Raw genomic sequence first — 26450 nt, 5'->3', positions numbered from 1 at the left:
GAGCGGGCCGCCCGCTCGTCCCGCCCATGCCTCAATCTGCTCCCGACTCGACCGTCTCCGACTCGCTCGCCGCGCTGGCGCGGTCGATGAAGCAGAACGCCCGCGGCTCGGTCCCCTCGCCCACGGACCTGGGGGAGGAGTGGTCGGACGCCCTCGCCGAGGCGGTCGGGATCGGACCGGCGCTGACGCGGGACCTTCTCCTGACGCTCCTGCTGGCGCTCTGCCTGTGGGGCGTCCGGCAGCTCGTCCTGCTGATGGTGCGCCGCCGCACCGGCGACGACGTGCGCCGCCTCTACCAGTGGCGCAAAGGCACCACCTACGCGGCAACGGCCATCGCGGTGCTCGCGCTCATCCAGATCTGGACGGGCGAGATGCAGTCGATCGGCACCTTCCTGGGTCTCCTCACGGCGGGCATCGCGATCGCCCTCAAGGACCCGCTGGTGGATCTGGCGGGGTGGATGTTCATCATCTCCCGACGCCCGTACGCGACGGGCGACCGGATCACGATTCGCGAGCACACGGGCGACGTGATCGACCAGCGGCTGTTCCAGTTCACGCTGCTGGAGGTGGGCACGGTGACGGGCGCGGGGCAGTCGACCGGGCGGATCGTGCACGTCCCGAACGGGTGGGTGTTCTCGGACTCGGTGACCAACCACACGGGGACCTTCGCGTACGTCTGGCACGAGGTGGCGGTCGTGGTGTCGTTCGAGAGCGACTGGCGGGCGGCCAAGCAGATCCTGACGGAGGTCGTCCACGAGTGCGCCGAGCACCTCTCCGAGGATGCTGCGCGGACGCTCCGGCGTGCGGCACGGGAGTACTTCATCTTCTACTCCAAGCTGACGCCGGTGGTCTACACGAGCGTCGTCGGCGAGGGGGTTCAGCTGACGCTGCGCTACCTCGTGGCGCCGCGCCGGGTGCGGGGCAGCGAGCAGGACGTCTGGGAGGCTGTCCTCGACCGCTTCGCCACTCGTGACGACATCGACCTCGCCTACCCGACGACGCGCCTCTACCGCAACGATCTCGAAGGCAAGCCGGGCGCGGGCGGGCCGAGGAGTGAGACGTGAGGAGGCCCACTGGGCGAGACGAGGAGGGCTTCGAAGGGGGCCGCCGTCGGGCCGGGCGAAGCTGACCCGCAACCGCGCCGGGCGCCCTCCGTACCTTGGGCCGTTCCTCCCGCCCCCCGATGTCCACCCGTTCCCGTCGCAGGTCCCGTCCGACCGAGACTGAGGCTCACGACGATGAGTTCAGCCTCATCAGCGACGACGACATCGTCGCGTTCATGGCCGAGCAGGAGCTCGAAGAAGAGGCCGAGGAGGAGAAGGAGGCGGGATTCTGGAATCTCCAGACGGCCTCCGGCATCGGGCTGATCGGGGTCGGGTCGCTGTACAGCCTCCAGTTGCTGGGCCTGTTGCGTCTGGGCAGCCCGATCCTGCAGAACCTCGTCCAGGTGCTGCCCATCTTCGCGGCGGTGCTGATCATGCTGACCGGCTTCGGGGTCTTGTCCTGGAGTCCGGCGGCGCGGCGGCGCAAGAAGGCCCGGAAGCGTGCCGCGCGCCGTCGCCAGCAGCAGCGTCGCGCGCAGCCCAAGACCGTCGGGCGGGCGCCGTCCACGGCATCGACGGATGCCGCAGGGCGGACCGCATCGCGGGCGTTCCGGCAGGCCGAGCGGGCGTTCCAGACGGCGGGAAAGGCCGCCGGGCGGGGACTCGACGAGGCGAAGGCGCGCCGTGCCGCCGCCCGCCGCGCTGGGCGCACCAAGCTCCTCAAGGACCGCAAGAACCGGAAGATCTCCGGGGTTGCGGCCGGCATGGCCAACTACTTCGGCCTCGACGCCACCGTGGTACGCATCGCGTGGGTCATCGCTGCCATCTTTACGCAGGGCGGCGCCATCATCCCGTACCTCATCCTCACGGCGGTGTTGAAGGACGAGGACAAAGACGCGTTCTCTGACGACGATCCTTTCCTCCGCATCACGGACGACTGACCGGGGCCGGCGAGCCCGAGGGCGGTTCGGGCGACGGTTAGCTTCGGGCCGTGACTCGTTCCACCGCCCTCCGAGCCTCCCTTCTCGCCCTCGCCCTGTTCGCGTCGCCGACGACGGAGGCGCAGCGCGAGGGCGTCCTCCAGATCGGGAGCCCCCTCGCAGACTTCGTCCAGCGCCAGGCGACCGCGGGACGGATTCCGGTGGCCTCGGCCGACGCGCTCCCGCTCTCCGCAGGAGAGGCGCTCCGATGGCTCGACTCGCTCGCCGTCGCCGCCGAGGCGGGCCGGGTGACGCTGTCACGGGTCGACCGGGACCTCCTCGCCCGGTACCGGTCGCCGACGAGGCGTTCCGGGCGGGCGCTCCCGCTCGGGCTCTACCCGGATGGGGTCTCGCCCTTCCGTACCGAGGGCGACGGCTACGCGTTCGAGGCGTCGCCCGTGATCGACGCCTCGCTCGGTCCGGTCCGGCGAACCGACGATGGCGTCCAGGACCCCTCCGGCTGGGTGTATCAGAACTCCCGCGGCATCCGTGTGGCAGGGCGCATGGGGCGGCTCTACGCTGAGTCTCGCGCCACGGAAAACCAGCGGCGGCCCGCGGTCTTCGCGCGGGACTCCGCCCGGGCGACGGCACCGCGGCTCGGGTTCGTCAAGCCGCTCGGGCGGGACCGCTACGACTACTTCGCCGCCGAAGGGGCCGTCGGCTATCGGGACCGCTTCGTCGATGTGCGACTCGCACGCGACCGCGTCCGGTGGGGCGCCGGCGTCGGCACCCTCTTCCTGTCCGACTACGCAGCCCCGACGGATCACCTCCGCATCGCTGCCCAGGCCGGGCCCGTCAGCTACACGATGATGGTGGCGCGGCTCACCACCCCCGACCGCGACCGGCAGGGGCTCGACGCGTTGCTGCCGTCGAGGTACGCGGCCTTCCACCGGGCCTCGCTGGAGATCGGCCGGCTCCAACTGGAAGCGTTCGAGACCGTCGTCTACCACGACGACACGCTGAGGGGCAACCGGCGCGGGCTGGAACTGGGCTACTTCAACCCGGTCATCTTCTACCGGTCCGTCGAGAGTGAACTCGGCTCTGGAGACAATGCGCTGCTCGGTGCAGGCATCTCGGCCCGTCCTCTCGACGGGGTCCGCGTCTACGGCCAGGCGCTGCTCGACGAGTTCCGCGCGCGGAGCTTCTTCGAGGACGCATGGACCAACAAGTGGGGGCTCCTGGGGGGCGTCCACACGGTCGACCTCGGTCTTGAGGGGCTGGAGGTCCGCGGCGAGTACGCCCGCCTGCGTCCCTACCTCTACGGTCACCGCACCGAGTTCAGCGCGTACGTCCACTACGACGATGTGCTGGGCCATCCCGTCGGTCCCAACGCCGACGACCTCTCCCTGTTCGTCGCCTACCGGCCGAGTGCCCGGCTAACTGCTCGCCTCCTCGCGGCCCGCACCCGACGGGGACGGGCGCCGGACGGTCAGATCGTGGGCGCCGACCCGCGGGAGCCCTACGGTGAGCGCCAGAGCGACGTCGCGCCGACGTTCGACGGCATTCGCCAGACGAAGTGGCTCGTCGAGGGGGGGGGCGCGTTCGAGATTCTCCCGCGCCTCGTCGTCGAGGGCGCGTTGCTCGTCCAGTCTCTCACAGATGCAGAGTCGGGCGCCGACCGTTCCGTGGCGGCGACGCTGGGGCTTCGCTGGGAGATGCCCTTCCGCAGCGTTCGCTACTGACCGGAACAGAAACGGGGCCGCCGCACGATGCGGCGACCCCGTACAGTCTGGCGAGGAGAGCGACTAGCTCGTCTCTTCCATGGTCGCCCAGGCAGCCTGCGTAGCGCGGACCGCGTCGGCGCCGGCGGTCGGGTCGATGGTCTTGTCCTCGTCGGTCAGCTCCGCCGCGACGACGGTGCAGACGGTCTCCGACAGTTGGCCGATGCGATCGGTGAGGTCCGACAGGTTGCCGAGGGCGAGCGCGGCGAGGTCGTCGGCCTTGAGCGCGAGCGCCGTCGTGTACAGCATGTGGTAGCTGATCGCGGCGAGGCTGGTCGCGGTGTAGGCGTCGCGGATCATACGCGAGACCTTGTCGGTCGGGCGCAACTGATCGTAGAAGCCCGCGGCGACACCGAGCGCGCCCGCGACGGCTTCCTTGAGGGCTTCCTTGACGCCGCCCCCGTCGGTCCGCTCGTTGTAGGCCTCGAGGGCCGTGACGTGCTTCGTGAGGGTCGACTGGAGATCCGTGAGGGCGGACACCGCCTCGGGATAGCGTGCCGTGTCGTCGGAGGCCAGCTGGCGCTCGACGGCGGCGAGGATGTGGGCCTCGACGGCCGACATGTCGGTGACGTAGTCGTTGAGAATGGAAGTGCGATCCATGGGAGGGGGGGAGGAAGAAAGGAAGCGCTTTGACCAGTGCCGTTCCGGGCGCGTTCCGGTCCGCACCGTGATCGCACACAACGACCCCGCAGTCATGGATTTCCCGACCCCCGAGTCGCGATCCTCCCCACCAGTCGCGGTCCCTACCGGATGACGGCCACCTTCCCGAACGTCGACGAGCCGTCGGAGCCGGAGGCTGCCACGAGGTAGACGCCGGACGGCACCGGCAGGCCGCTCGTGTCGCGGCCGTTCCACCGGAAGGACCCGCCCCGGACCTCGGCCGCGTAGACCACGTCGCCCGCGACGGTCATGACGCGGACCTGAGAGACGGCGCTCGGCAGCCCGCTCACCACCACGCCCGAGGCGTCCATCGCCGGGCGGTACGGCGACGGCGTGGCCGCGAGCGCGTCCGAGCCCGGCGTCTGGCGTGTCGCGTCGCCAGGCGCACTGAAGAGGCCCTCCGCGGTGACGAAGTAGACCCGGCCGGACGACGGGTCGACGGAGACGGCGAACACCGGATCGCTGGGGAGCGGGCTCGTCTCAGCGGTCAGGGTGCGGACGAGGCCCGTCCCCTCGGCGTCGATCAGGTAGGCCCCGGAGGACGTGCCGACCCAGATCTGGCCCGCCGGGTCCACGTCGAGGTCGTACACCTCCACGTCTCGGAGGAGGTAGCTGGTGCCGTCCTCGGTGAGGGGCCACTGCGGCGCGGCGAGGCCCGGGTCGGCCGAGAAGGCGTCGAGAGGTCGGAAGACGGACGCGACACCGCGGGCCGTGCCGATCCAGATGCGCCCGTCGCCGCCGAGCACCACGTCGCGCACATCCGCGCTGGGCAGCCCGACGCCGTTGCTCCCCTCGCCCGCGAAGCGCGTCGCGCGGTCGTCGGCCGCCGAGAGCGGGTCGGCGCCGGTGTCCCACACGCCGAGGCCGTTGGAGCCGAGCGCGAGCCACTTCTGCCCCAACCGGTCGATGGCGATCCGGAATGCCTCCGCGCCGGACGGGATGCCGCTGGGGTAGCCGAACCCGCGCCACGTCTCGCCATCGAAGCGGTGCAGAGGGCGGGCGGAGACGTTCAGCACCCAGGCCGCGTCCTGATCGTCCACGGCCACATCGCGGACGACCACGAAGTCGGTGGTGCCGATGGCGGATTGCAGCGACGAGTTGGACTCACGGTAGGTCGCGGGGCTGCCATCGCGGAAGACGCTCACGCCATCGCCTGCCGACCCCGCGTAGAACGTGCCGTCGGGGCCGACCGAGGCCGAGATCAGAGACGCGCGGACCACGTCGATGGACGGGTCGTCGGTGCGGAATGCCGTCCATGCGCCGTCCTCGAACCGGTTCACCGAGGCGAACACGCCCGACTCCAGCCGCTCGGTGACCGCCCAGAGCGTCCCGTCGTCGTCCACGTCGATGTCGACGATGTTGGTCGAGAGGGGGCCCGGGGGCGCGACGGGGTCCGGAGTGACGACGTTCTCACCGGGTTGAGGAGCCGCTGGAAGGCTGAACAGACCGATCGCGCCGTCGCCTGCCCACGGGGTGCCGTCGGGCCCGACTACGACGCCCGTCAGGGCACCCGCCCCGGCGATCCGGTAGAACGACGAAGGCTGGCCGGGCGGGAGGAGGGCGTAGACGAACGAGGGGGCCGATGCGAAGAGGCGACCGGGCGTGCCCGCGAGCGACGTGATGGGGTTGTTGATGAACAACTGCCGGTCGTAGGTCCCGGAGGCGGACCGCCGGTAGAGGTCGCGGGCACCATCCATGCCCCCGCCGACGTACACCGTCCCGTCGAACGCGGCGATGCTCAGTGCAGGCCCCTCGAATCCGGTCTCGCGGGTCCAAGACCCCGGTGCCTGGAGGTTGTCGGCGTCGCGGGAGGCCGTGAACACCCCGCCGTCGGTGGCGACCCACAGCCCGGGGGCGCCCGTGGAGAGGGGGGCTTCCAGCACATCATTGACCGGCGTTCCGGCCTCCTGGTCCGCGAAGCGGGCGTAGGCGTTCAGGACCCGTTCCCCGGCGGCGTCGAACACCACCACGCCGAAGTCGGTCGCCACGTACAGGACGTCGCCTCGCACGACGATGCGGCGGATGCCTCGTGCGGGGTACTGGTCGGCGCGGCGGATCTCGAAGAAGGCCCGAGCCTCCAACGTCTCGGCGTCGAGGCGCTCCAGGACGCCGTCACGATAGCCGATCCAGAGCGCTCCCCGCGCGTCGTCGACCGCTACGGCGCCGACCGCACCGCCGCGGAGCCCCGTCGCCGCCGTGGCGGTCCGCAGTTCGCCCGAGGCCGTGTCGTAGAAGAAGACCCCGCCGTCGCTGGCGGCCCAGAGCCCGTCCGACGCCGACGCGACGGCCGACACCTCGGTGAACGCCGGGTAGGCCTCCCAGCCGAGGGCGGACTGTGCCCGGCCGGGGACGGCGAGCAGGCAGATGACGGCGAACGCGAGCGAGATCCTCATGGGACGAGAGAGTGGGTCGCGTAGCGTCGTCGGGAGCGGTGCGGGGCTAGCGGCCGATGTGGCCGGCGAGGTTCACCATCTCGACGGCCGCCGCGGCCGCCTCGGCGCCCTTGTTGCCCGCCTTCGTCCCGGCCCGTTCCCACGCCTGGTCGAGCGTGTCGACGGTGAGCACGCCGAACATCACCGGCACGCCGGTCGCGAGCGCGACCTGCTGGCAGCCGCTCGCGACGCCCGAGGCGACGTAGTCGAAGTGCGCCGTCGCGCCGCGGATGACGGCGCCGAGACACAGCACCGCGTCGTAGGTGCCGGTCTGCGCCAGCTGCTGGGCGACGAGCGGGATCTCGAAGGCGCCGGGGCACCACGCCACGTCGATCGCGTCAGCGTCGGCGCCGTGACGGACGAGCGCCTCGGTGGCGCCGTCCAGGAGGCGGCGGGTGATGGCCTCGTTGAACCGGCTCGCGACGATCGCGTAGCGCGCGCCGCTGGGCGAGACGAGGGATCCTTGGAAGGTCGTGGACATGCGTCTGGGGGGGCGACCGGAAGGTAACGCCCCTCGGGGCGCAGGCCGAGTCACGCCCGAGGGCCCGAAGTAGCTTTCGCACCATGTCCGTGTCTCCATCCCCTGGTGCATCGGCGGACGCGGTCCGCGTGCTCCCTGTCGATGTCCTGCTGCCTGCGCTCCCGCCGTCCGTGCCCCGGCAGGGCCACCCCGCCTGGCTGCGGGCGCTAGGCCGCGGCGTGATGCGCGTGCTCGGCTGGCGCTTCGTCGGCGGCTTCGCGGACGTGCCCCGGCAGGTGATCATCGGCGCCCCCCACACGTCCAACCTCGACGGGCTCGTGGGGCTGGCCGCCGCTGCGGCATGCGACATCGGCGTGCAGGTGTTCGCCAAGCGCCAGTTGTTTTGGGGACCCCTCGGGGTGACGCTGCGTGCATTCGGTGGCGTGCCCGTGGACCGGGACGCGCCGGTCGGCCTGGTCGAGCACGCCGCGGCCGCGCTGCGACCGGGGCGGGCGGGCATCGTCGCGATCACCCCGGAGGGCACGCGGAGCGCCGTGCCGCGCTGGAAGACGGGCTTCCACCGGATCGCGCTCGCGGCCGACGTGCCGATCGCGATCGTCGCCATCGACTGGGGGCGCAAGGAGATCGGTGTCACCGGCACGCTCGTCCCGACCGGTGACCTCGACGCCGATCTGGCGGCCATCGGTCATCTCCTCGACGGCGTCCAGGGCCGCCACCCCGACCGGGCGACGCTGCCAGCCTAACTGGGCTCATTGAGGCGGCCTCCTCCCGCCTCGGCGCCGAGGCGGGCTTCCCGGGGTGCCAAAAACAGCGAGCCGAGGCCAGGTCTCCCCGGTCTCGGCTCGCCGCTCTCTCTCTCCCTCTCGGGAGGTCGGTGCGTGGCTAGGCAGCCACCGCGTGATGGTCCATGTGCCCGCGCAGCGTGCGGAGCGTCTTGGAGAGGATCTGCGAGATGCGTGCCTCGGTGAGGTGGAACTCGCCCGCGATCTCGCGGAGCGTGAGGCCCTCGAAGAAGTACAGGTGGACGATCCGCTGCTCGCGCTCGGGGAGCGTCTCGACGAGCGCCTCCACGAAGCCGTACAGCGAGCGGCGCTCGGCGCTGGCGTCGGCGGCCTCCACGTCCGGCGCGGGAAGCGTGTCGATGGGGGAGGGGCGGTCGGTGCCCTGGCCGTCGAAGAGCGACAGCGCGAAGCGCTGCTGGGCATCGCCGAGGAGGCGGTGGTAGGCGCGGACGGAGACGCCGAGGCGGTCGGCGACCTGCGCGGCGCGGGGCTCGTCGCCGAGTTCCTGCTGGAGCGTCTGCGCGGCTCGCGAGGCCTCCGCGACGCGGCGACGGCGGTCGCGGCTCAGGCAGTCGATGGTGCGGAGGAAGTCGACCAGGGACCCACGGATGCGGCCGTAGGCGAACGACGCGAACGGCGTGCCGCGGGACGGGTCGTAGCTGCCGAGGGCCTGCAGCATGCCCAGCATGCCCGCGTTCTCGAGGTCGGCGTAGGACGCCAGCGGGTGGTCCGGGAGCGCCACGCGGCGGGACAGAGAGCGGACGAGCGGCAGCGCGGCCACGGCCACGGCGCGGGCGTACATGTCCATTCGGGGGCCTTCGGCGTCGCGCTCGGCGGCGTAGCGTTCGACGGCAGTCTGGAGCGAAGAGGTCATGGGGGCGAGGCGACGCGGCCGGGTCAGGCGGACGGCTGGGAGGGCTCCGCCGGCCAGACGGCCAGCGCCGCGACCACGAGCGCGGCCACCGCCAGGCCGAGGGCCTCGGCGGCGGAGGCCGGGGGGCGGGCGGCGAGCGCGATGGCGCCGAGCGTGGCAGCGGAGCGGAGAGACCAGGCGAGCACGGGTGGGAGGGTGTCGATGCCGGTCCCTTCCGCAAGCCGAATGCCAGCCTCGTTTCGCGCGTCGCATGAGACCTCCTCCCTGCGCGCGCCTTCCCCATCAGAGGGCGCGGATGGAGCGCGCACGTGCCGCCAGACCCGTGTAGAGGGGACGATGTGACGTTCCGTGGGCTGTATCGGCCGTTGCCGACGAGGCCCCAATCAAGCCGTCCCGTCGGTACGGAAACGTAACGGCCCGTGTAGAATCAGCGTCGGGCGGGTCGTTACGTGACGGGGCCGCCCTCGTCGGCCAGGGCGAGCGCGCGGTGGGCGCCGGACGCGAGCCCCTCGCCGAGCGCGTCGAACAGGCGATCCACCTCGGCCGGGGTGTTCCACACGAACGGGGCAAAGCGGACGACCTCGCCGCGCCGGGCGTCTACGTACACGTCCTGCGTCTTGAGCCATCGGACCATGGCATCCGCCTCGGCCACTTCCAGCACGATCATGGCGCCGCGTCGGGCGTCCTCGCGGGGCGAGCGGACGGTCAGGCCGAGCGCGTCGGCGCGGCGCAGCGCATGGTCCCCCTTGGCTAGGGTGTCGGCGCGGACAGCCTCCAGGCCGGCGTCCAGCAGCACGCGGACGCCCTCGACGGCGTGGTACATCGACGCGACGGCGGTCGTGCCGCCCAGGAAGCGGCGGCGGACCTCGGGGTGGTCGGCAGGGGAGGGCCGGAAGCCGAACGGGTCGGCATCGCCGAACCAGCCGCTCAGGCGCGGGCGCAGGTCCAGGCCGGGGCGGACGTAGAGGTACGCGTTGCCGCTCGACCCGCACGCCTCCTTCAGCAGCCCGCCGAGGTAGACATCCGCCCCGATGGCATCCACGCCGACCGGGTACGAGGCCGTCGCGTGGTAGCCGTCGACCGCGAGCAGCGCGCCGTGCCGGTGGGCCACCTCGGCGAGCGCGCGGAGGGCCTCGTTCGGGATCACCTCCCCGGTCGCGAAGCCGACGTGGGAGACGAACACCCAGGCCGTCCGGTCGGTGATGGCGTCCGCGATGGCGTCGAGGTCGAGGAAGCCGTCGGGCCCGGCGGGCACCTCGACGGGGCGGAGGTCGCGGAGCCCGTCCCACCGTTGAGCGGAGTGGCGGACGGACGGGAAGGCGTTGGCAGTCAACACCACCTCGTCGCGTCCGTCGAAGGGGCCATCACACGACAGCAGCGCCTGGACGGTCGTGAAGACGTTGGGCTGCAGGATGCAGGTGCCCACCGGTGCGGACAGGAGCGGCGCCACGTAGGCGTCGGCGAGGTCCGTCGGGAGCGCCCACCAGCCGGTTTCGCGGCCTAGCCCCCAGCGGTCGGGCACCCGGTTCCAGGCGTCGACGCCGCGCTCGGCCCAGTCCGCGCAGAAGCCCGCCATGAGGTCGGGCACCGTCCGCGGCATCAGCCCGTGCGTAAAGGCGCGCAGTTCGACGGCGGGCGATGGGGGGACGGCGAAGTGGGCGGAGAGGTCCAGCACAGGAAGGTCGACGAGTGGTCAGGTGTGCGAGTGTACGAGCAGCCGCCTGAGGGATTCCCCGGACGCCGGCCATCTCGCTCGCTCCCGTGCCCGTCCGGTCAGTCCATTCCCACCAGCCGCCCGATGATGTCGACGCCCGAGACGCCCTCCGCCTCGGCGTTGAAGTTGGTCACGATGCGGTGGCGCAGGACAGCGACCGCCATCCGGTCGACGTCCTCCGCCAACGGCGTCACCCGTCCGTCGAGCAGCGCGAGCGCCTTCGCGCCGAGCACGAGGTACTGGCTCGCCCGCGGGCCCGCGCCGTAGGACAGGTACTGCGTCACGAAATCCGGCGCGCCCTCGCGGCCGGGGCGAGTGCGCGCCGCCAGGCGGACGGCGTGCTCGACGACATGGTCGGCCACGGGCGCGTTGCGGACGAGTGCCTGGAACGCGGCCAAGTCCTCGGCCGAGAGCACGGGCGAGATCGCCTGGGCCCCACCCGAGGTGGTGCTCTTGACGATGGCGACCTCGTCGGCGAAGGGCGGGTAGTCCAGCCAGAGGTTCAGCATGAACCGGTCGAGCTGGGCTTCGGGCAGCGGGTACGTGCCCTCCTGCTCGATCGGGTTCTGGGTGGCGAGCACGAAGAAGGGCTTCGGTAGCTCCACGGTCTCGCCCGCAGCGGTCACGTGGCCTTCCTGCATCGCCTCCAGGAGCGCCGCCTGCGTCTTGGGCGGCGTCCGGTTGATCTCGTCCGCCAGGACCACGTTCGCGAACACCGGGCCCTGAACGAACCGGAACGCGCGGCGGCCGGTCGCCGGGTCCTCCTCGACCACCTCGGTGCCCGTGATGTCGCTCGGCATCAGGTCCGGCGTGAACTGGATGCGGCGGAACGAGAGCTCCAGCGCGTCAGCCAGCGTCCGGATGAGGAGCGTCTTGGCGAGGCCGGGGACGCCCACGAGCAGCGCGTGGCCGCGGGCGAGCAGCGCCACGACGAGGCCCTCGACGGCGTCCTCCTGCCCGATCACGACCCGGCCCACCTCGGCGCGGAGCTGTCGGTAGCTGTCGGCCAGGGCAGAGACGGCGGTGGGGTCGCGGGGGTCGATCGGCATCAGAGTGGGCGAGGGAGCAGGAGTGCGAGTCTACGAGTCAGGCGCGCGAGGCTCCGAGGTCGCCCCCGCGCGTGGATGGGGCACTCGTGGGCCTGTCCTCTATCCGCCCGACGGCGGCTGGTACCGCTCGGCGCGGATGTCGACGTAGACCGTCTCCCGGAGGTCGCCGACCCACTCAGCGAGCACCTCGTTCTGTTTCTCCTGAAGCGCGTACTGGCTCAGCAACGCGTAGTCGTCGGTGACGGAGAGCGGGTGGGCGGGGGTCCGCTTCTGGAGGAGGACGATGTGGAAGGCGCGCGTGCCCGAGGCGTCGGCCAGGGTGACCGGCGCGGGCTCGCTGATCTCGCCGACCTCCAGCGAGTCGATGGTCGCTCGCCACTCGGGGCCGAGGCCCTCGACCGAGAGGTCGCGCTGGCGTGTCTGCGGTACCGAGACGTAGCCGCCGCGGGGTGCGCTGGCGGGATCCTCGGACTGGCGCCGCGCGATGGCCTCGAAGGGCGTTCCGGCGAGCACCGAGTCGCGGAGCACCGACAGGTACTCGCGGGCGGCCTGCCCCTCCGCCTCGCCCACCTCCACCTGCAGGAGCACGTGGTTGAACGAGAGCCGGTTGCCGTCCCGCGAGTTGACGCGCAGGAAGTGGTAGCCGAACGGCGTCTCGAAGACGGGCGAGAGGGTGCCGATCTCGGCTGCCGCCGCCGCCGCCTGGAAGCGCGGCTCCAGGTCCGTCAGCCGGAGCGTCGTGTAGAGGCCGCCGTTCTTCGTGCCGTCGCGGTTGGTGTTGCCGGGGTCCGCCGAGTGGCGGTTGGCGAGTTCCTCGATGGTCGCCTGCCCGGCGAGGACTGAGTCGCGGAGCGCGTCGGCGAAGGCGCGCAGGGAGGCACGCCCTGCCTCGTCGGTGGACGGGATGCGGACGATGTGGGCCACGCGCACCAGCTCGGGCACCACGGGCCGCTCGGTCTCGGGGATGCGCTCGAACCACGCGCGGACCTCGCCCGGCGTGATGACGACCTCGCGCATCCGGCGGGCCTGGTACTGCTGGAGCAGCAGCTCGTCGCGCACGTCGTCCCGGATGGAGATCTTGACCTCGTCGAGCGAGCGCCCGTAGGCCTGCTCCAGCGCGGCGTCTCCGCCGACCTGGGCCGAGAGCTGCGCCACCTGCGCGTCGACGCGCTGGTCGACGATGTCGTCGGTGATGTTGAGGGTCGTGTCCTGGCGCGCCCGCGCGATCACGACGCGCTGGTCCACGAGGCGGTCGAGGGCGCGGCTCCAGAAGTCCGGCGGCGGCGTCTGGCCCTGCGGCGTCGACTGCTGCACGAGGGCGTCGACCTCGGAGTACAGCACGACCTGCTCGCCGACGACGGCGGCGATGCCGTCGAGCCGGGCGCCTGGGGCGACGGGCTGGGCCACGGCGCCAGAGGCGGCGGCGAGAATCAGAAGGGCGGTGAGGATCGAACGCATCGGGCGAGGCTGGGGACAGGCGAGGGGCGAATACGGCCCGGGGGGGCGTCGTATTGCGCGAAGACGGGGAGAGGGAGGGTCAGGGCACGTCGAGGCGCCCGGCGGCCTGGGCCTCGGAGCGGAGCCGCTGGATGAGGCGCGCCTCGGCGTCGCGGCGCATCTGGATGCCCAACCGCTCGGCCAACTCGTCGCGGACGAGCCGGAAGGGGGGGACCGTGCCCGCGGGCACGCGGTCGATCACCTGCACGAGATGCACCGTCGGCCCGATGGGGATCGCGGTCCCCTGGCCACCGGCCGAGAGCCCGGCGACGCGCTCGCCCAGCGTCTCGTCGAGGGCGGCGAGGCGGGCCTCCGAGACATACTCGCGGGCGAACGCGATGGCGCCGTCGGGGTCGTCGGCGTACTCGCGGGCGACGAGGGCGAACAGCGAGTCTGGGAAGGGAGAGGCGATGGCGCGGTCGAGCGAGGCCCGGGCCTCGGTGGCGCGCGTCGGCGCGGCGAGCCGGAGGTGCCGGAGGCGCACGTACGGCTCCCGGAGCGCGAGCGCCTCGCTGTGGCGGTCGTAGTACGCCTGGAGGTCCGCCTCCGATGGGGTCGGCGGGGCCTGGTCGAAGAATGCCGCGAGGGCCGCCATCTCCAGCGTCGCGCGCTCTGCGTCCGCGAGGCGTCGGCGCACGCCCGGGTCGTCGGGGAGGCCCTGGCGCCGGGCTTCCTGCACCAGCAACTCGCGCTGCACCCACTGCTCGATGACCTGCTCACGGGCTGTGACGCTGTCCAGCCCCACCGGTCCGTCGCCGAGTGCATTCGCGACGTCGCCCTCCGTCAGGCGGGCGTCGCCGACACGGGCGACGGTCTCCCCGCCGCCGGGCGCGTCGGCGCTCGGTGCGTCCGAACACGCGCCGAGCGCCAGGAGCGCGAGCAGGGAAAGGCGCAGCGACATGCAGGCTCCGGCTACCGGGCGCCGTCGGAGAGGACCGTCGCGGGTCCCTCCGCCTCGGGCAGGGAAACCGACGAGGTCGCCGGGATGCGCGACGGGTAGGTGCGGGCGTCGTAGCGGGCCCGGAGGCGCGCCTCCCACTCCGACTCCACCTGGTCCTGGTAGCCCGTGATGAGCTCGGCGCGGGCCTCCTGGAAGGTCTTGTCGCGCGGCGGCTCGATGGCCTCCAGCACGTAGAGGACGCGCTGGGCACGCTCCAGAATCACCTCGCTCCGGTCGCCGACGCGCAGCGACAGCACCGCGTCGAGCGCGGAGCCCGTCGAGTCGGCCACGTAGACGGTATCGAGGCGGAGCCGGTCGTCGTCGACCAGGTCCTGACGTGCGGCGAGGGCGGCCTGGGGCGTCATCCCTGCGTCGAGGTCGGCGGCGACGGCGCGGAGGAGCGAGTCCGACGGCGCCCGGAAGGCGACCGCGCGACGGCGCTCGGGCCAGCGGAACTGGCCGGGGCGGGCGTCGAAGTAGGCCCGCAGCCCGTCGGTGTCCTCGCGGGCGGGCGTCCAGACGCTGTCCTCGGCGATGCGAAAGAGCAGCACGCCGTCGGCGTAGCTCCGGAAGACACGGGCGAACTCGGGGTCGCGGTCCTCCAGGCGCGCGAGCGCCATCTCGACCGCCTTCTCGTCGACGTACGCGCGGATGGCCTCGATCATCTCACCGGCCGGGTGCGGCCCGTAGCGCTGGCGGGCCAGCGGCAGCGCGAGGTCGCGGAGCACGTAGCTGGAGTCCCCGATGGTCGCGAACGTCCGGTCGTTGTACTCCCCGAAGCCGACGCTCTGGACGTACTGCTGCACCGAGTCGGCCGGGTACTGGTCGATGGCCTCGCGGACGAGCGCCTCGTCGTACGTCCCGCCCACTTCGGCGATGTACTCACGCCCGACGGCCTGGCGGCGGACGGCCGTGCGGGGAAGGCGGAGGGCCAGCGTCCGCAGGTTCGTGTAGGCCTCCTCGAACGACGGCCGCTCGGCGACGCCGGTCAACTGGATCAGGTGCGACCCGAAGCGCGACGCGACGGGCTGCGACACGTCGCCCACGGTGGCGAGCGCGAAGGCGGCCTCCTCGAACGGCGGCACCATGCGGCCTCGCGTGAACTCGCCCAGGTCGCCGCCGCGGGAGCCGGAGCCAGGGTCGTCGGAGTACTCCCGTGCGAGGTCGCCGAAGTCCTCGCCCGCCAGCACGCGCTCCCGCAGCGACGCGATGACCGCCTCGGCGGAATCGGCCGAGACCTCCTCCGAGGTGCTGATCAGGATGTGGCGGGCCGAGATGGCCGGGCGGTCGGCCTCACGCGCGGTCGGGTGAACGAGGTGGATGCCGAACCGGGTGCGGACGGGCTCCGAGACCTCGCCGACCGGCGTGGTGTAGGCTGCGTCCTCGAACGCCAGGACGGTGCGCCCGCCGGAGATCCAGCCGATGTCGCCCTGGTTCTCCGCGGCGGAGGGGTCCTCCGAATACTGGGCCGCAGCGTCGGCGAACGAGATCAGGCCTGCCTCGATGGAATCCCGGAGGGAGGTAGCGCGAGCGTAGACGGCGGCCGTGTCGCGCTCGGCCGGGCTCATCAGGAAGAGGATGTGGGAGACTGCGATGCGCTCGGCCTGCTTCGCGTAGAGGTCCGCGATGATGGCGTCCAGGACGCGGCGGTCGGTGAAGTAGGGGCCGGCGAGCTGGTCCCGGTACTCGGCCACCTCGGCGACGTAGGCGGAGTCGTCGGCGTAGCCCGCCTCGCGAGCGGCGAGCACCTTGAGGCGGAAGTCGACGTAGCGCTCCAGGAAGTCGAGACGGCGTGCGAGCGGCGTCTGCGTGGAGTCGACGATGGCGCCGTCAGCGGCGACGTAGGCCTCGTCGAAGGCGCGGAGCGTGAGCGTGTCTGCGCTCCAGGAGGCGACGATGGGCGTGCCGTCCGGCCCGAGGGCGACGGGCTCGGCGGTCGGCCGGGATCCGCCACACCCGGCGAGGGCAGCGGCGGCGACGAACGTGAGCAGGGCGAGGCGGGGGGAGAACATCGCGTCTCAGTCAGGTGACAGGGGGGGCGCCGGTCCACTCCGGCGCGTCGGGGCCGGGAAACTAACCGAGGCGCCGTGACGCACTGTCCAAGGTGGAGCGAAAACGCCCCCGCAACGGAACGCGACCCTGTCCCGGCTTCCCGTGGCCCCGAGGCGACCCGAGCGCCGTCGCCGACGGCCCGTGCGAAAAAGCACCAGACCGGAGCAACGATCCGTTGGCTCGTGTGTCTCCCTGAGACGACCCTCTCCCCGTCGCCCATGCCGCCCGACGACCCCGCCCTGATCGACGCGTTCCGCCAGGGCGACGAGTTCGCCTTCGTCACGCTCTACGACCGGTACAAAGGGGCCGTCTACGCCTACTGCGCCAAGATGCTGCTCGACCGCGCCCAGGCCGAGGACCTCCTCCAGGAAACCTTCGCGCGTGCCTACGAGCACCGGGAGCGGCTCCTCAGCTCGACGTCGTTCAAGGCGTGGCTCTTCACCATCGCGCGCAACCAGTGCCTCAACGTGCTCCGGAAGCGCGGGCGAGAGGTGGGGTTCGCCGAGGACGCGCCCGAGCCCCCGTCGCACGGCGCGACGCCGTTCGCCAACCTGCTCAAGAGCGAGCAGACGGCCCTCGTCACCAAAACGCTCGGCCAGCTCTCGCCGTCCTACCGCGAGGTGATCGTGCTCCGCGAGTACCAGAACCTCAGCTACGACGAGATCGCCTCGGTGACCAAGTCGACGGTGTCGGCGGTCAAGAGCCGTCTCTTCAAGGCCCGCCGCCAGATCGGGGTCCTGCTTCGGCCCTGGCTCCACCCGGACGAGGCGCCGGGGCCTGCCGTCCCCGCGCTCGCCGCACAGCCTGCGCGCTCCCTATGACCATGCTTTCCTTCTGCACCGACGACGAGGCCGAGATGCGGCTCAACGAATACGTCGACGGTGAACTCGACCCCGCCGAGCAGCCCGCGCTGTTCGGCCACCTCGCGGCGTGTGCCGGTTGCCGCCACCAGTTCGACGCGCTGCTGGCCTTCCGGCTGGCCGCGCGTCAGGAGCCGCTCGCCGTGCCCGCCTCGGCGGATGCGGCGCTGTTCGCGCGCCTCGACAAGCAGCGCCGCCTGTCGCGCCGGGCGCCAGACCGCCGCGCCCAGCGCTCGGCGGTGGGCCACGCGCTGCGGCGGCGCGTGTCGCTCGGCGCCCTGCTGGCTGTCGCCGGGATGGCCGTCTGGGTGGGCTCCGTCCTCGCGCCGACGCCCGCGCCTCCGGCTCAGGAGGAGCGCGTCGTGGAGGCCGTGCTGTCGGACGGCGCGTTGTACCTCATCGACCCCGGCGTGACGGTCGAGGCGCCGCGCTCGGCTCACTAGCCCCCACACCATCCGTCCATGCGCTTCGTCCTGATCCTCGGCCTCGTCGTCCTGGCCGGGTGCTCGCAGAGTCGGCTGTCCGACCCGTACCCGGCGGTCTCGGCGGAGACGTCGGTGGTCACGAGCCCCGAGGCGGCCGTGGACTTGGTAGTGGCGTCGCTCCCGGATCCCGCGGCGTACGAGCCCGACCCCATTCAGGTGATCGAATCGCCGGGGCAGTGGATGGTGTCGCTTCGGTATGCACAGGAGCGGGGCACCGTTCAGACCCCGGACCGGACGATCTTCCGCGTGTCGAAGGCGACCGGGGAAGTCGACATTCCGCTGATGCTCCGCTGATCCGGCCCGTCTGAAGTCCGCGCGGAGGCGTGGGGCGCGGGGGAGGGGATAGGTTCGGTCCTCCCCCTTCGCCTCGACCATGTCTGCCCCCGTCCGCGTCCGCTTCGCGCCCTCGCCCACCGGCCTCCTCCACATCGGCGGCCTGCGGACGGCGCTCACCAACTACCTGCTGGCCCGCCAGACCGGCGGCACGTTCGTCCTCCGGATCGAGGACACCGACCGCTCTCGCTTCGTGCCCGAGGCCGAGCAGGACATCCTCGACGGTCTCGCCTGGGCCGGCCTGACCGTCGATGAGGGGCCGACGCAGGGCGGAGACCTCGGGCCGTACCGCCAGTCGGAGCGCCGCGACCTCTACGCCGACGCGGCACAGGCGCTGCTCGACGGCGGACACGCGTATGTCGCCTTCGACACGCCGGACGAGATCGAGGCGATGAAGGAGCGCCACCGCTCGAAGGAAAACCCCAGCCCCCGCTACGACCTCGCCACGCGCGGCGAGATGACCAACTCGCTGACGCTGTCGGCCGACGAGGTCGCCGAGCGGCTCGCGCGGGGCGACGAGCACGTCGTGCGCCTGCTCGTGCCGGAGGGCGAGACGATCACGTTCACCGACCGTGTCCGCGGCGAGGTCGCCTTCGAGACCACCGAGGTGGACGACCAGGTGCTCGTCAAGAGCGACGGCATGCCGACGTACCACCTCGCCAACGTCGTGGACGACCACGCGATGGGCATCACCGACGTGATTCGTGGTGAGGAGTGGCTGTCATCCGTCCCCAAGCACCTGCTCATGTACCGCGCGCTCGGCTGGGAGGCGCCCCGGCTGGCGCACCTGCCGCTGATCCTGTCGCCCACCGGCGGCAAGCTCTCGAAGCGCTCCGCCGACCGCCTCGGCATCCCCGTGAGCGTGGTCCAGTACCGCGAGGCGGGCTTCGAGCCCGAGGCGGTGGTCAACTTCCTGGCGCTGCTGGGCTGGAACCCCGGCACCGAGCAGGAGCTGTTCACGCTCGACGAACTGGTGGCGGCGTTCGACGTTGAGCGGATCGGCAAGAGCGGCGTCCAGTTCGCGATGGATAAGCTGGAGTGGTTCAACGGCCAGCACCTGCGGCGGCTCTCGGCGGAGCAGATCGCTGAGCGCGCTCGCCCGGCCGTCCAGGCCGCCGTCGGCCCCGTCGACGACGCGGCGCTGGTCGAGGCCGCAGGCCTGATGCGCGAGCGCCTCACGCGCGCCTCGGATCTCGCCGAGGCGACCTACCTCTTCCAGGATCCCCAGTCGTTTGACGAGGCGGGCCTCAAGAAGCGCTGGAAGGACGACAGCGCGGCGCTCGTGGCCGCCTACGCCGACCGCCTGGAGGCCGACGCCGACTTCTCGGTCGAGAGCACCGAGGCGGTCATGCGCCAGCTCGCCGAGGACGAGGGGGCAGGCTTCGGCCGGATCGTCCACCCGGTCCGCCTCGCGGCCACGGGCACCTCGGTCGGCGCCGGGCTGTTCGAGACGCTCGTCGTGATCGGGAAGGAGGCCACGGTGCGTCGCCTCCGCCACGCCGCGAGCGTGCTCGGGTAGGGGAGAGGCGCCGTCTGCGTCCGCCCCTGGCCGCGGCAGCCGGGGCCGACATGGGCCTAGCCGTCGCCCGGGCAGTCGGCCCCGCCGCGGCGGACGACCGACACCATCACGTCGGCGCCCGTCTCGGTCGGCTGGTAGATCGCCTCAACGACGCGGCCCACCTGGGCGCACTCGACCCACTGGACCACCTTGCGGACCGCCGAGTTTTCGGCGACGGCCAGCATCCAGCCCAGCCCATTTTCCTCGTCTACGCTGCCGACCTGCTGGTTGAGGGTTCCGATGGCGGTTCCGAACAGCCGCTGCGCGTACGTCGTGTCGGTGGCCTGGATCGAAAACCAGAGCATGCTCTGGTTCACGCTGGCGTTCATCGCGATCCGCGAGTAGAGCGGCCCGCTCGGCCCTTCCGGCCGGTAGGTCGAGGCCCAGAGCGAGTCGGTGCCGCGCGTGTTGAGCAACTCGCCTCGGAGCGACGCGAAGTCGGTCGAGGCGGCGTCGACCAGGACCGGGGCCATCTCGGTCAGCATGTCGCCCATCGACCACGACTGGGCCGAGGCGGGGAGGGCGACCACGAGGGCGAGGAGGAGAAGCAGGCGCATGGGGGCGGGCGTCGGGGGCAGATCAACATACCGGTGCCGAAGGGAGCGCTCGGGACCCAGACGTCGCCAGGAGCCCTACTTGGCTGCCAGCAGGTCGACCTGCTCGATCACGGGCGGACGGTCGAGGAGGGCCTCGGCGTTCTCCATGAGCGCGGCGGCGATGTCGCCGTCGAGGTGAGCCTGACGACCGGCGTCGTCGGCGAAGGTGTCGAAAATGCCGAAGGTGGTGTCGTCGAGGCGGAGGGCGTACCACCGGATGGTGGCATCCTCCTGCTGAGCGAGCGGGAGCGCGCTCGTGAGGAACGCAGCCACCTCATCTTCCTTGCCGGGCTTGGCGTGGAGGCGGGCGAGGAGGGCTTTTTGTTCGGTGGCCATGACGTTGGGGGAGTGGAAAGAAGGCGTACCGTTGCCCTCCACCACCGTTCTCCCCATGGCTCGATGTCCGGCCTCGGCCTACGCTGCCGAGCCGACAGGCCGCTCCAGGATGAGGTCCGTCTGGTCGTCGCTCCCGAGCCGGAAGACGTGCGAGCCGACCACCCGAAACCCCCAGCGCTCGTAGAACGCGATGGCCCGCGCGTTCTCTTCCCAGACGCCCAGCCAGACGGTCTCAAAGCCCTGCCTCCGCGCCCGGTCCAGGCACGCGCGCATCAGCGCCGTGCCGACGCCCTGGCCGATGGCCTCGGGGGCTGCGTAGATGCGCTGGATCTCCAGGGGGCTCGGCCCGGTCACGCAGTCCTCGACTTCGCTGTCGCGGAGGGTGGCGTAGCCCACGAGGGTGCCGTCACTCTCGGCCACCATGTACTGGGTCGCCGGGTCTGCCACCTCGCCGCCCAGGCGGGCAGGGTCGAAGGCGTCGCGGACGTAGGCGTCCAGGTCGGCGGGGTCGTTCTGGGCGGCGAAGGCGGACCGGAACGCACGCTCGGCAAGGTCCCGGAGCGGGGGGAGGTCGGCGGGGGAGACGTCGCGGACGGTCATGGGGCCGCGGCGTCTCGGGGCGCGTAGTGCGCCGCCAAGCGGACTTCCTGGTCGAGCCGCAGGACGCCGATGCCCCGGCTGCGGACCCGGGTGTACATCGACTGCAGCAGCGGCACGCCATCGCGGTACTCGAACCGCATCTCGTTCTCGGTCGAGGCGATGAACCAGCCCATCAGGCCGGGAAGCTCGGGCGGCAGGGCCGACAGGCTCAGGAGACGCGGCGGGTCGGTCTGGAGGGTGATGTCGGCGCCGGGGGCTGCGCCTTCCACCTCGGGACCACCCCGGCGGACGGCCCGAACGCGCACGTCACCGGGGGCGGTCTCGGAGAACTCCGACCGCTCGTACTCGTCGCCCGTCAGCATGGCGATCAGGTCCCGATCGGGGGTCTCGGCATCCGGCGCGTCGGGGGCCTCCTCGGCGATCTGGCTGGAACTCGCGGGGCCCAGCAGGCCGTGCTTCACCTGGTGGACCTCCGAGAACGCGCGGAGCTGGCCCAGCACGTCCGGCACGCGGCGCAACTGGTCCGTCACCTCCGCGAGAGCAGCCTGGGTGGTCGGTCGCAGCGGCATCATGCGTCCGCCAGCTTCTCCCGCAGCAGACCCTGCACCGCCTTCGGGTCGGCCCCCTTGCCCGCCCGCCGCATCGCCTGCCCGACGAAGAAGCCGAACAGCTTCTGCTCGCCCGCGCGGTAGCGCGCCACCTCGTCGGGGTTCTCGGCCAGGGCGGCCTCCACAGCGGGCGTCAGCGCGTCGGCGTCGCGGACGGCGGCGAGGCCGCGGGCGGCGATGACCGCTCGCGCCGTGCCGCCCGCGTCCACCAGCCCGGCGACGGCATCGCCGACGGCGTTGCGCGTCAGCGTGCCGTCCTCGACGAGGGCGAGCACGGCCGCCAGTTCGTCCGCCTCGGCCTGTGAGTCGGCGAGGTCGCGGTCGCCGAGGGCGCGGCGGAGGTCGTGGACGACGAGCGCGCCGGCGGCCCGGGGATCGGCCCCCGCGTCGATGATGGCGTGCGCGAGGCGCCGCAGCGGCGTGTCGGCGGCGAGCACGGCCGCCTCTTCCTCGCCGATGCCGTGAACGAGAAGGGCGCTGTACGTCTCCCGCTGGTCCGCGTCGAGCGCCGAGGCGGGGTCGCGCGGGCCGGCGGGCGTCGTCGGCGTCTGCGAGCGAGCGGCGGGCGGTGTCGGGGCGTCCGGCTTCGGGGCCCAGGTGTCCTTCAGCGCCACGATCTGGTTGAACACGAGCGCGCCCGGCAGTGAGTCCTCCGGGTCGCGCCAGAAGTAGCCCGTCCGCTCGAACTGGTAGCGCGTGTCCATCGGGTCCTCGGCGACGGACGGCTCCACCCAGCCGATCTGCTCGACCAGCGAGTCCGGGTTGAGCGTCGCCATCGGGTCCTCCTCGGAGGCCGGGTCGGGGACGGTGAAGAGGCGCTCGATGAGGCGGAACGAGGCCGGGAGGCCGTGCTCGGCGTCGACCCAGTGGATCACGCCGGTCGGCTTCGCGTCGTCGGCGAGGCGGGCGCGGATGCGCGTGACGGTGTCGTCGGCGTCCGTCTCGGCGCCGAGGCACTCGACGACGGGGCCGTGCCGGAGGCGGACCGCCCGGCCGGGCGCCATCCGCTTCCACTTCTTCGGCGGGTCGGCGGAGAAGTCGTCGCGCTCGATCCACACCGTAGCCCCCAGCGGCAACTGCCGCGACCGCGGCGCCGAGGCGGGCGGGGTCACGTCGTGCGGCCAGTACGGCGCGTCGATCCACGTCGTGCCCTCGATCCCGTCGATGACCAGCTCCACCGGGTCGAGCACGGCCATCACGCGCGGGGCGACCGCGTTGAGGTCGTCGCGGAGGGCGTACTCCAGCTGCTGGATCTCGACGCTGCCGTTCACCTTCGTCACGCCCAGCCCGTCGAAAAACGACCGCAGCGCCTGGGGGCGGACGCCGCGGCGCTTGAGCCCGGCGATGGTCGGCATCCGCGGGTCGTCCCAGCCGTCGACGTGGCCGCCCTCGACGAGCCGGCGCAGGATGCGCTTGCTCATGACGGTGTAGTCGAGGTTGAAGCGCGCGAACTCGTACTGGTGGTTGCGCGGCTCCGGGATGCCGATGGCGTCGAGGTACCAGTCGTAGAGCGGCCGGTTGACGTCGAACTCCAGCGTGCAGACGGAGTGCGTGATGCCCTCGATGGCGTCGCCCTGCCCGTGGGCCCAGTCGTAGAGCGGGTAGATGGCCCACTCGGTGCCCCGGCGGTAGTGCTCCGCGTCGCGCCGGATGCGGTACATGATCGGGTCGCGGAGCTTCATGTTCGGGTGCGCCATCGGCCCGAACTCGGTGTCCACCTTCGCCCGGAGCACGTGCGCGCCATCGGGATGCTCGCCGTTCTTCATCTCCTCCAGGAGGCGCAGCGACTCCTCGGCGGGGCGGTCGCGGTACGGGCTGGGCGTGCCCGCCTCGGTGACCGTGCCGCGCCCCGCGCGGATCGCGTCGCCGTCCTGGCTGTCGACATACGCGAGCCCCTTGCGGATGAGGTCCTGCGCCCAGGCGTACAACGGCTCGAAGTAGTCAGACGCGTAGAGCACCTCGTTGGGCTCGAAGCCGAGCCAGCGGACCGCATCCAGCAGCGCGTCGGCGAACTCCTGGCTTTCGGCCTCGGGGTTCGTGTCGTCGTAGCGCAGGTTGGTGACGCCCCCGAACGACTTCGCCAGCCCGAAGTTGAGGCAGATCGACTGCGCGTGGCCGATGTGGGGGTAGCCGTTGGGCTCGGGCGGGAAGCGCGTCACGACGCGGCCGTCGTAGGTGCCCGCCGCCACGTCGGCGGCGACGATGTCGCGGAGGAAGTTGCCTTTCGGGGTCTCGGTGCGGTCCACGTGCGGAGCGGAGGGGAAGCCCTACGCTAACGCCGACGGAAGGCGCGGCGCTTCCACTCGGGGTGGAGACGAGTCGGATTGCATCCGATCCGGGGGACGAGGCGCGAGGTCCGGCGGCGGATCTGGACGTACCGTGCACTCCCTTCTCCCTGACGAACGCGATGCCTCGTTCCCGCCTCCACGTTCTGCCCGACCCCTTCGCCGAGGGCCTACCGGTACTGAGCGGCGCCCGCGTCCGGCTCCGCGCCGTCCGCCCGAGCGACGACCCCGACCTGCTGGCCGTCTTCGGCGATGCGACGCACCTCCGTTATTGGAGTCATGGGCCGCTCGCTGACCTCGACGCGGCCCGTACCTACCGCGAGGGCATCGAGGCGGGCACTCGGGACCGGGCCTTCTTTCAGTGGGCCCTCACGCGCCCCGAGGCGGACCGGCTCGTCGGCACGGTCACGCTCGCCGACTGGGACCGGACGAACCGGCGCATCGAGGTCGGCTTCATTCTCCACCCGGACGCGAAAGGCCAGGGGCTCGCCTCGGACGCTGTCCGCACGGTGCTCGCCTTCGCCATCGACACGCTCGGCGTCCACCGCGTCGAGGCGGACGTCGACCCGGACAACGCGGCCTCGATCCGCCTGCTCACCGGGCTGGGGTTCGTGTTCGAGGGGCGCCTCCGCGACCGCTGGTTCACGTTCTTCGACGAGTGGAAGGACACGGCGATGTATGGCCTGCTGGCGCCGGATCTGATTCGCGGGACGACGTAGGCCGCGGGGTGGATGGATCTCTACAGGGCGCTGGCGTCGGCGACCGGCTTCCGGGCCACGTAGACGTGGTTGTCCCATGCGTCGGGACGGTCGGACTCCAGCACCAGCCCGGCCCGGTCGAGCGCCGCGCGGTATTGCTCGGCGCCGAGCGAGACGTAGTGGAAGGTCACCCCGTCCATCTCGCTCTCTGTCCCCCCGGCCTCCGCGCCGGACGTGAAGAGGACCCGCCCGCCGGGCTTCAGCCACTCGGCCATCGACTCGATCACAGCACGCTGGTCGGGCGCCGACAGGTGGAACAGGACGCCCCACGCCGCGACCCCGTCGAACGACGCGGCCTCGAACGACGCGGCCTGGACCCGCTCGCATCGGACGGGGACAGAGGGAAGGGCGGCTCGGAAGCGCGCGACCATCTCCGGGGAACTGTCCAGCCCGACGACCTCGGCGCCCGCCCGGACCAGGAACTGTGAGACCGGGACGCCGTCGCCGCAGCCGATGTCGAGCACCTTCGCGCCGGGCGGCAGATGGCGCGCGAACGACTCCAGGTCGGGGATGCCGACTTCGGGATTCCGAGCGATCGTGTACCAGTCGGCGATCTGGTCGTACTCGCGCACGCTAGGAGGGAACCATCGGGGCCTCCGCGCCGCAGGCCCAGCAGGTCGCGAACTGGCCCTCCATGGTCTCGCCACAGGCGCACGTCCAGTCCGCGTCCGGGGGAGAGGCGGAGGTCACCTCCGAGATGACGGTCTGGACCGCCTCGGCTGTGGGGTCGCCTGCGACCCAGACCTCCGACCACGCCGCGATCGGCGGAATCTCGCCCATGCCGCGCCCGACCGCCAGCCCGCGGATCACCCCGTCGATGCCTTCTTGCTGAAGGCGGTTCAGGACCAGATGCGTGATCGAGGGGTCGGGATGACTGAAGACGCGGGTCATGGGAGGAAGGGGCGATGTGAGACTCCTACGAACCGCCCCTCGCAAAGTTGTTGCGCTGCCCTAGTCGCCCGCGGCCTCGACCACCTCGATCGAGTGATCCAGCAACTCGCGACCTCCGGGCGGCCCGTGGCCCGGCACCACGAGGTCCGCCTCGGGGTAGCGGTCGCGGACCCGGCGCAGCGACACCGGCCAGGCATCGAGGTCGGCGTCCGCCACGTTGCCGGCATGCGTCCGGCTGGCCTCGTGGACGGCACACCCTCCCGCCAGGATGCCCGCCTCGGGGACGTACACGACGAGGTTGTCCCGCGTGTGGCCCGGACCCGCGTAGAACACATCCAGCGGGCCCAGCCGGACATTCGCTCCGGGGACGGTCAGCCCGGCCAGCGAATCCGAGGGGACCGCGTTGCCCTCCTCGGCGGCGAGCCGACGGGTCATCGACGACGCAAAGACCGGGATGCCGCGTGAGCGGAACACGTCGGCGCCTTCGACCCGGTCGTCATGGAAGTGCGTCGAGACCACGCCTCGGACCGGCAGCCCGATCTCGGCGTCGATGGCCGCCAGGAGCGCGACCGTCGCCTCCTCGCCCCATGCCGTGTCGACGAGGTACACGCTGTCGCCGTCCCGCACCACCAGGCCGTTGGAAGGGTAGACGGTGCCGTCTTCGAAGCGAAACGTCGAGACGTGTGCCCAGACTCCGGGGCGGAGCGGGACCAACTTGATCTGGCCTGGCTCGACATCGGCCCCGGTCGGGTACGTCGTCGGCGGGCTCGGGGAGACTGCGTCGGGCGCCGACGCGCAGCCGGTGACCAGCAGGGCGAGGAGAAGACCGAGGCGGAGCATGTCGATGCGGAAGGGGAGGGGCCTACCCCTCCCGCGACCATGGGTTCGCGCTCGTTGCCGGGATGCTGCGACGGG

Annotated in this window: 27 protein-coding genes; 9 read left to right on the top strand and 18 right to left on the bottom strand. The window is 72.0% G+C overall.

What is annotated here, in order from left to right:
- Positions 1-26 precede the first annotated feature (26 nt).
- The 3 genes from B1759_RS02865 to B1759_RS02855 all read left to right on the top strand — a co-directional run bounded on the left by B1759_RS02865 (position 27) and on the right by B1759_RS02855 (position 3705).
- Positions 27-1064: a mechanosensitive ion channel family protein gene (locus B1759_RS02865; RefSeq protein WP_095513529.1), complete on the top strand. Its 1038-nt coding sequence runs from the start codon at positions 27-29 to the stop codon at positions 1062-1064.
- Positions 1065-1183: 119 nt separating this feature from the next.
- Positions 1184-1984, top strand: coding sequence for a PspC domain-containing protein (locus B1759_RS19910; RefSeq protein WP_198948729.1), 801 nt, complete (start codon positions 1184-1186; stop codon positions 1982-1984).
- Positions 1985-2034: 50 nt separating this feature from the next.
- Positions 2035-3705: a hypothetical protein gene (locus B1759_RS02855; RefSeq protein WP_095513528.1), complete on the top strand. Its 1671-nt coding sequence runs from the start codon at positions 2035-2037 to the stop codon at positions 3703-3705.
- 63 nt (positions 3706-3768) lie between these two features.
- Here the strand turns inward: B1759_RS02855 and B1759_RS02850 are convergent, their stop codons facing one another.
- The 3 genes from B1759_RS02850 to ribE all read right to left on the bottom strand — a co-directional run bounded on the left by B1759_RS02850 (position 3769) and on the right by ribE (position 7317).
- Complete coding sequence (locus tag B1759_RS02850) at positions 3769-4344, bottom strand: hypothetical protein (protein WP_095513527.1); 576 nt, start codon at positions 4342-4344, stop codon at positions 3769-3771.
- 143 nt (positions 4345-4487) lie between these two features.
- Positions 4488-6797 carry a two-component regulator propeller domain-containing protein gene (locus B1759_RS02845; protein ID WP_095513526.1) on the bottom strand — a complete coding sequence of 770 codons (2310 nt, stop codon included), beginning with the start codon at positions 6795-6797 and terminating at the stop codon, positions 4488-4490.
- A 46-nt stretch (positions 6798-6843) separates the two neighbouring features.
- The gene (gene ribE / locus B1759_RS02840; RefSeq protein ID WP_095513525.1) at positions 6844-7317 is read right to left on the bottom strand and encodes a 6,7-dimethyl-8-ribityllumazine synthase; all 474 of its coding nucleotides are present in this window, start codon (positions 7315-7317) and stop codon (positions 6844-6846) included.
- Between the two features lie 89 nt (positions 7318-7406).
- Between ribE and B1759_RS02835 the strand changes: the two genes are divergently transcribed.
- On the top strand, positions 7407-8060 hold the full coding sequence (locus B1759_RS02835; protein ID WP_198948728.1) for a 1-acyl-sn-glycerol-3-phosphate acyltransferase: 654 nt from the start codon (positions 7407-7409) through the stop codon (positions 8058-8060).
- A 139-nt stretch (positions 8061-8199) separates the two neighbouring features.
- Here B1759_RS02835 and B1759_RS02830 read toward each other — a convergent pair whose 3' ends face one another.
- The 7 genes from B1759_RS02830 to B1759_RS02805 form a co-directional block, all read right to left on the bottom strand.
- Complete coding sequence (locus B1759_RS02830) at positions 8200-8973, bottom strand: sigma-70 family RNA polymerase sigma factor (RefSeq protein WP_095513524.1); 774 nt, start codon at positions 8971-8973, stop codon at positions 8200-8202.
- A 23-nt stretch (positions 8974-8996) separates the two neighbouring features.
- A complete protein-coding gene (locus B1759_RS19580; protein WP_158225093.1) occupies positions 8997-9158 on the bottom strand; it encodes a hypothetical protein in 162 nt (53 codons plus the stop codon).
- Positions 9159-9418: 260 nt separating this feature from the next.
- The gene (locus B1759_RS02825) at positions 9419-10648 is read right to left on the bottom strand and encodes an aminotransferase class V-fold PLP-dependent enzyme (RefSeq protein WP_198948727.1); all 1230 of its coding nucleotides are present in this window, start codon (positions 10646-10648) and stop codon (positions 9419-9421) included.
- 98 nt (positions 10649-10746) lie between these two features.
- Complete coding sequence (locus tag B1759_RS02820) at positions 10747-11736, bottom strand: MoxR family ATPase (protein WP_095513523.1); 990 nt, start codon at positions 11734-11736, stop codon at positions 10747-10749.
- Positions 11737-11835: 99 nt separating this feature from the next.
- Positions 11836-13194 (bottom strand): peptidylprolyl isomerase, encoded by a 1359-nt coding sequence (locus tag B1759_RS02815; protein ID WP_095513522.1) that lies wholly within the window; start codon positions 13192-13194, stop codon positions 11836-11838.
- A gap of 79 nt (positions 13195-13273) precedes the next feature.
- Complete coding sequence (locus B1759_RS02810) at positions 13274-14134, bottom strand: peptidylprolyl isomerase (protein ID WP_095513521.1); 861 nt, start codon at positions 14132-14134, stop codon at positions 13274-13276.
- Between the two features lie 11 nt (positions 14135-14145).
- Positions 14146-16185: a peptidylprolyl isomerase gene (locus tag B1759_RS02805; RefSeq protein WP_095513520.1), complete on the bottom strand. Its 2040-nt coding sequence runs from the start codon at positions 16183-16185 to the stop codon at positions 14146-14148.
- A gap of 258 nt (positions 16186-16443) precedes the next feature.
- Between B1759_RS02805 and B1759_RS02800 the strand changes: the two genes are divergently transcribed.
- From B1759_RS02800 to gltX, 4 genes are all read left to right on the top strand, one after another.
- Positions 16444-17046: an RNA polymerase sigma factor gene (locus tag B1759_RS02800; RefSeq protein ID WP_095513519.1), complete on the top strand. Its 603-nt coding sequence runs from the start codon at positions 16444-16446 to the stop codon at positions 17044-17046.
- A 2-nt stretch (positions 17047-17048) separates the two neighbouring features.
- Complete coding sequence (locus B1759_RS02795; RefSeq protein WP_158225092.1) at positions 17049-17528, top strand: anti-sigma factor; 480 nt, start codon at positions 17049-17051, stop codon at positions 17526-17528.
- Positions 17529-17546: 18 nt separating this feature from the next.
- Complete coding sequence (locus B1759_RS02790; protein WP_095513517.1) at positions 17547-17864, top strand: hypothetical protein; 318 nt, start codon at positions 17547-17549, stop codon at positions 17862-17864.
- Between the two features lie 79 nt (positions 17865-17943).
- Positions 17944-19422: a glutamate--tRNA ligase gene (gene gltX / locus B1759_RS02785; RefSeq protein ID WP_095513516.1), complete on the top strand. Its 1479-nt coding sequence runs from the start codon at positions 17944-17946 to the stop codon at positions 19420-19422.
- 56 nt (positions 19423-19478) lie between these two features.
- Here the strand turns inward: gltX and B1759_RS02780 are convergent, their stop codons facing one another.
- From B1759_RS02780 to B1759_RS02760, 5 genes are all read right to left on the bottom strand, one after another.
- Complete coding sequence (locus B1759_RS02780; protein ID WP_095513515.1) at positions 19479-20018, bottom strand: hypothetical protein; 540 nt, start codon at positions 20016-20018, stop codon at positions 19479-19481.
- A 75-nt stretch (positions 20019-20093) separates the two neighbouring features.
- A complete protein-coding gene (locus tag B1759_RS02775; RefSeq protein ID WP_095513514.1) occupies positions 20094-20393 on the bottom strand; it encodes a putative quinol monooxygenase in 300 nt (99 codons plus the stop codon).
- A 78-nt stretch (positions 20394-20471) separates the two neighbouring features.
- Positions 20472-20993, bottom strand: coding sequence for a GNAT family N-acetyltransferase (locus B1759_RS02770; RefSeq protein WP_095513513.1), 522 nt, complete (start codon positions 20991-20993; stop codon positions 20472-20474).
- Positions 20990-21565: a hypothetical protein gene (locus tag B1759_RS02765; RefSeq protein WP_143537247.1), complete on the bottom strand. Its 576-nt coding sequence runs from the start codon at positions 21563-21565 to the stop codon at positions 20990-20992. The genes B1759_RS02770 and B1759_RS02765 overlap by 4 nt, the downstream gene beginning before the upstream one ends.
- Positions 21562-23847 (bottom strand): glutamine--tRNA ligase/YqeY domain fusion protein, encoded by a 2286-nt coding sequence (locus B1759_RS02760; protein WP_095513511.1) that lies wholly within the window; start codon positions 23845-23847, stop codon positions 21562-21564. The genes B1759_RS02765 and B1759_RS02760 overlap by 4 nt, the downstream gene beginning before the upstream one ends.
- Positions 23848-24008: 161 nt before the next feature.
- On the opposite strand from B1759_RS02760, the gene B1759_RS02755 reads away from it, so the two are divergent.
- Complete coding sequence (locus tag B1759_RS02755; protein ID WP_095513510.1) at positions 24009-24605, top strand: GNAT family N-acetyltransferase; 597 nt, start codon at positions 24009-24011, stop codon at positions 24603-24605.
- Between the two features lie 20 nt (positions 24606-24625).
- On the opposite strand, the gene B1759_RS02750 is transcribed toward B1759_RS02755, so the two are convergent.
- The 3 genes from B1759_RS02750 to bla are packed head-to-tail and all read right to left on the bottom strand — an operon-like array spanning position 24626 to position 26375.
- Positions 24626-25216, bottom strand: coding sequence for a bifunctional 2-polyprenyl-6-hydroxyphenol methylase/3-demethylubiquinol 3-O-methyltransferase UbiG (locus B1759_RS02750; RefSeq protein WP_158225091.1), 591 nt, complete (start codon positions 25214-25216; stop codon positions 24626-24628).
- Between the two features lies 1 nt (position 25217).
- Positions 25218-25535: a DUF2007 domain-containing protein gene (locus tag B1759_RS02745; protein ID WP_095513508.1), complete on the bottom strand. Its 318-nt coding sequence runs from the start codon at positions 25533-25535 to the stop codon at positions 25218-25220.
- Between the two features lie 60 nt (positions 25536-25595).
- On the bottom strand, positions 25596-26375 hold the full coding sequence (gene bla, locus B1759_RS02740) for a subclass B1 metallo-beta-lactamase (protein WP_095513507.1): 780 nt from the start codon (positions 26373-26375) through the stop codon (positions 25596-25598).
- Between the last annotated feature and the right edge of the window lie 75 nt (positions 26376-26450).

Origin of the sequence: Rubrivirga sp. SAORIC476, from assembly GCF_002283555.1 — a bacterium.
GTDB lineage: Bacteria > Bacteroidota > Rhodothermia > Rhodothermales > Rubricoccaceae > Rubrivirga.
The sequence above is the reverse complement of the archived record's forward strand: the minus strand, read 5'-3'. Positions and strand labels throughout refer to the sequence as shown.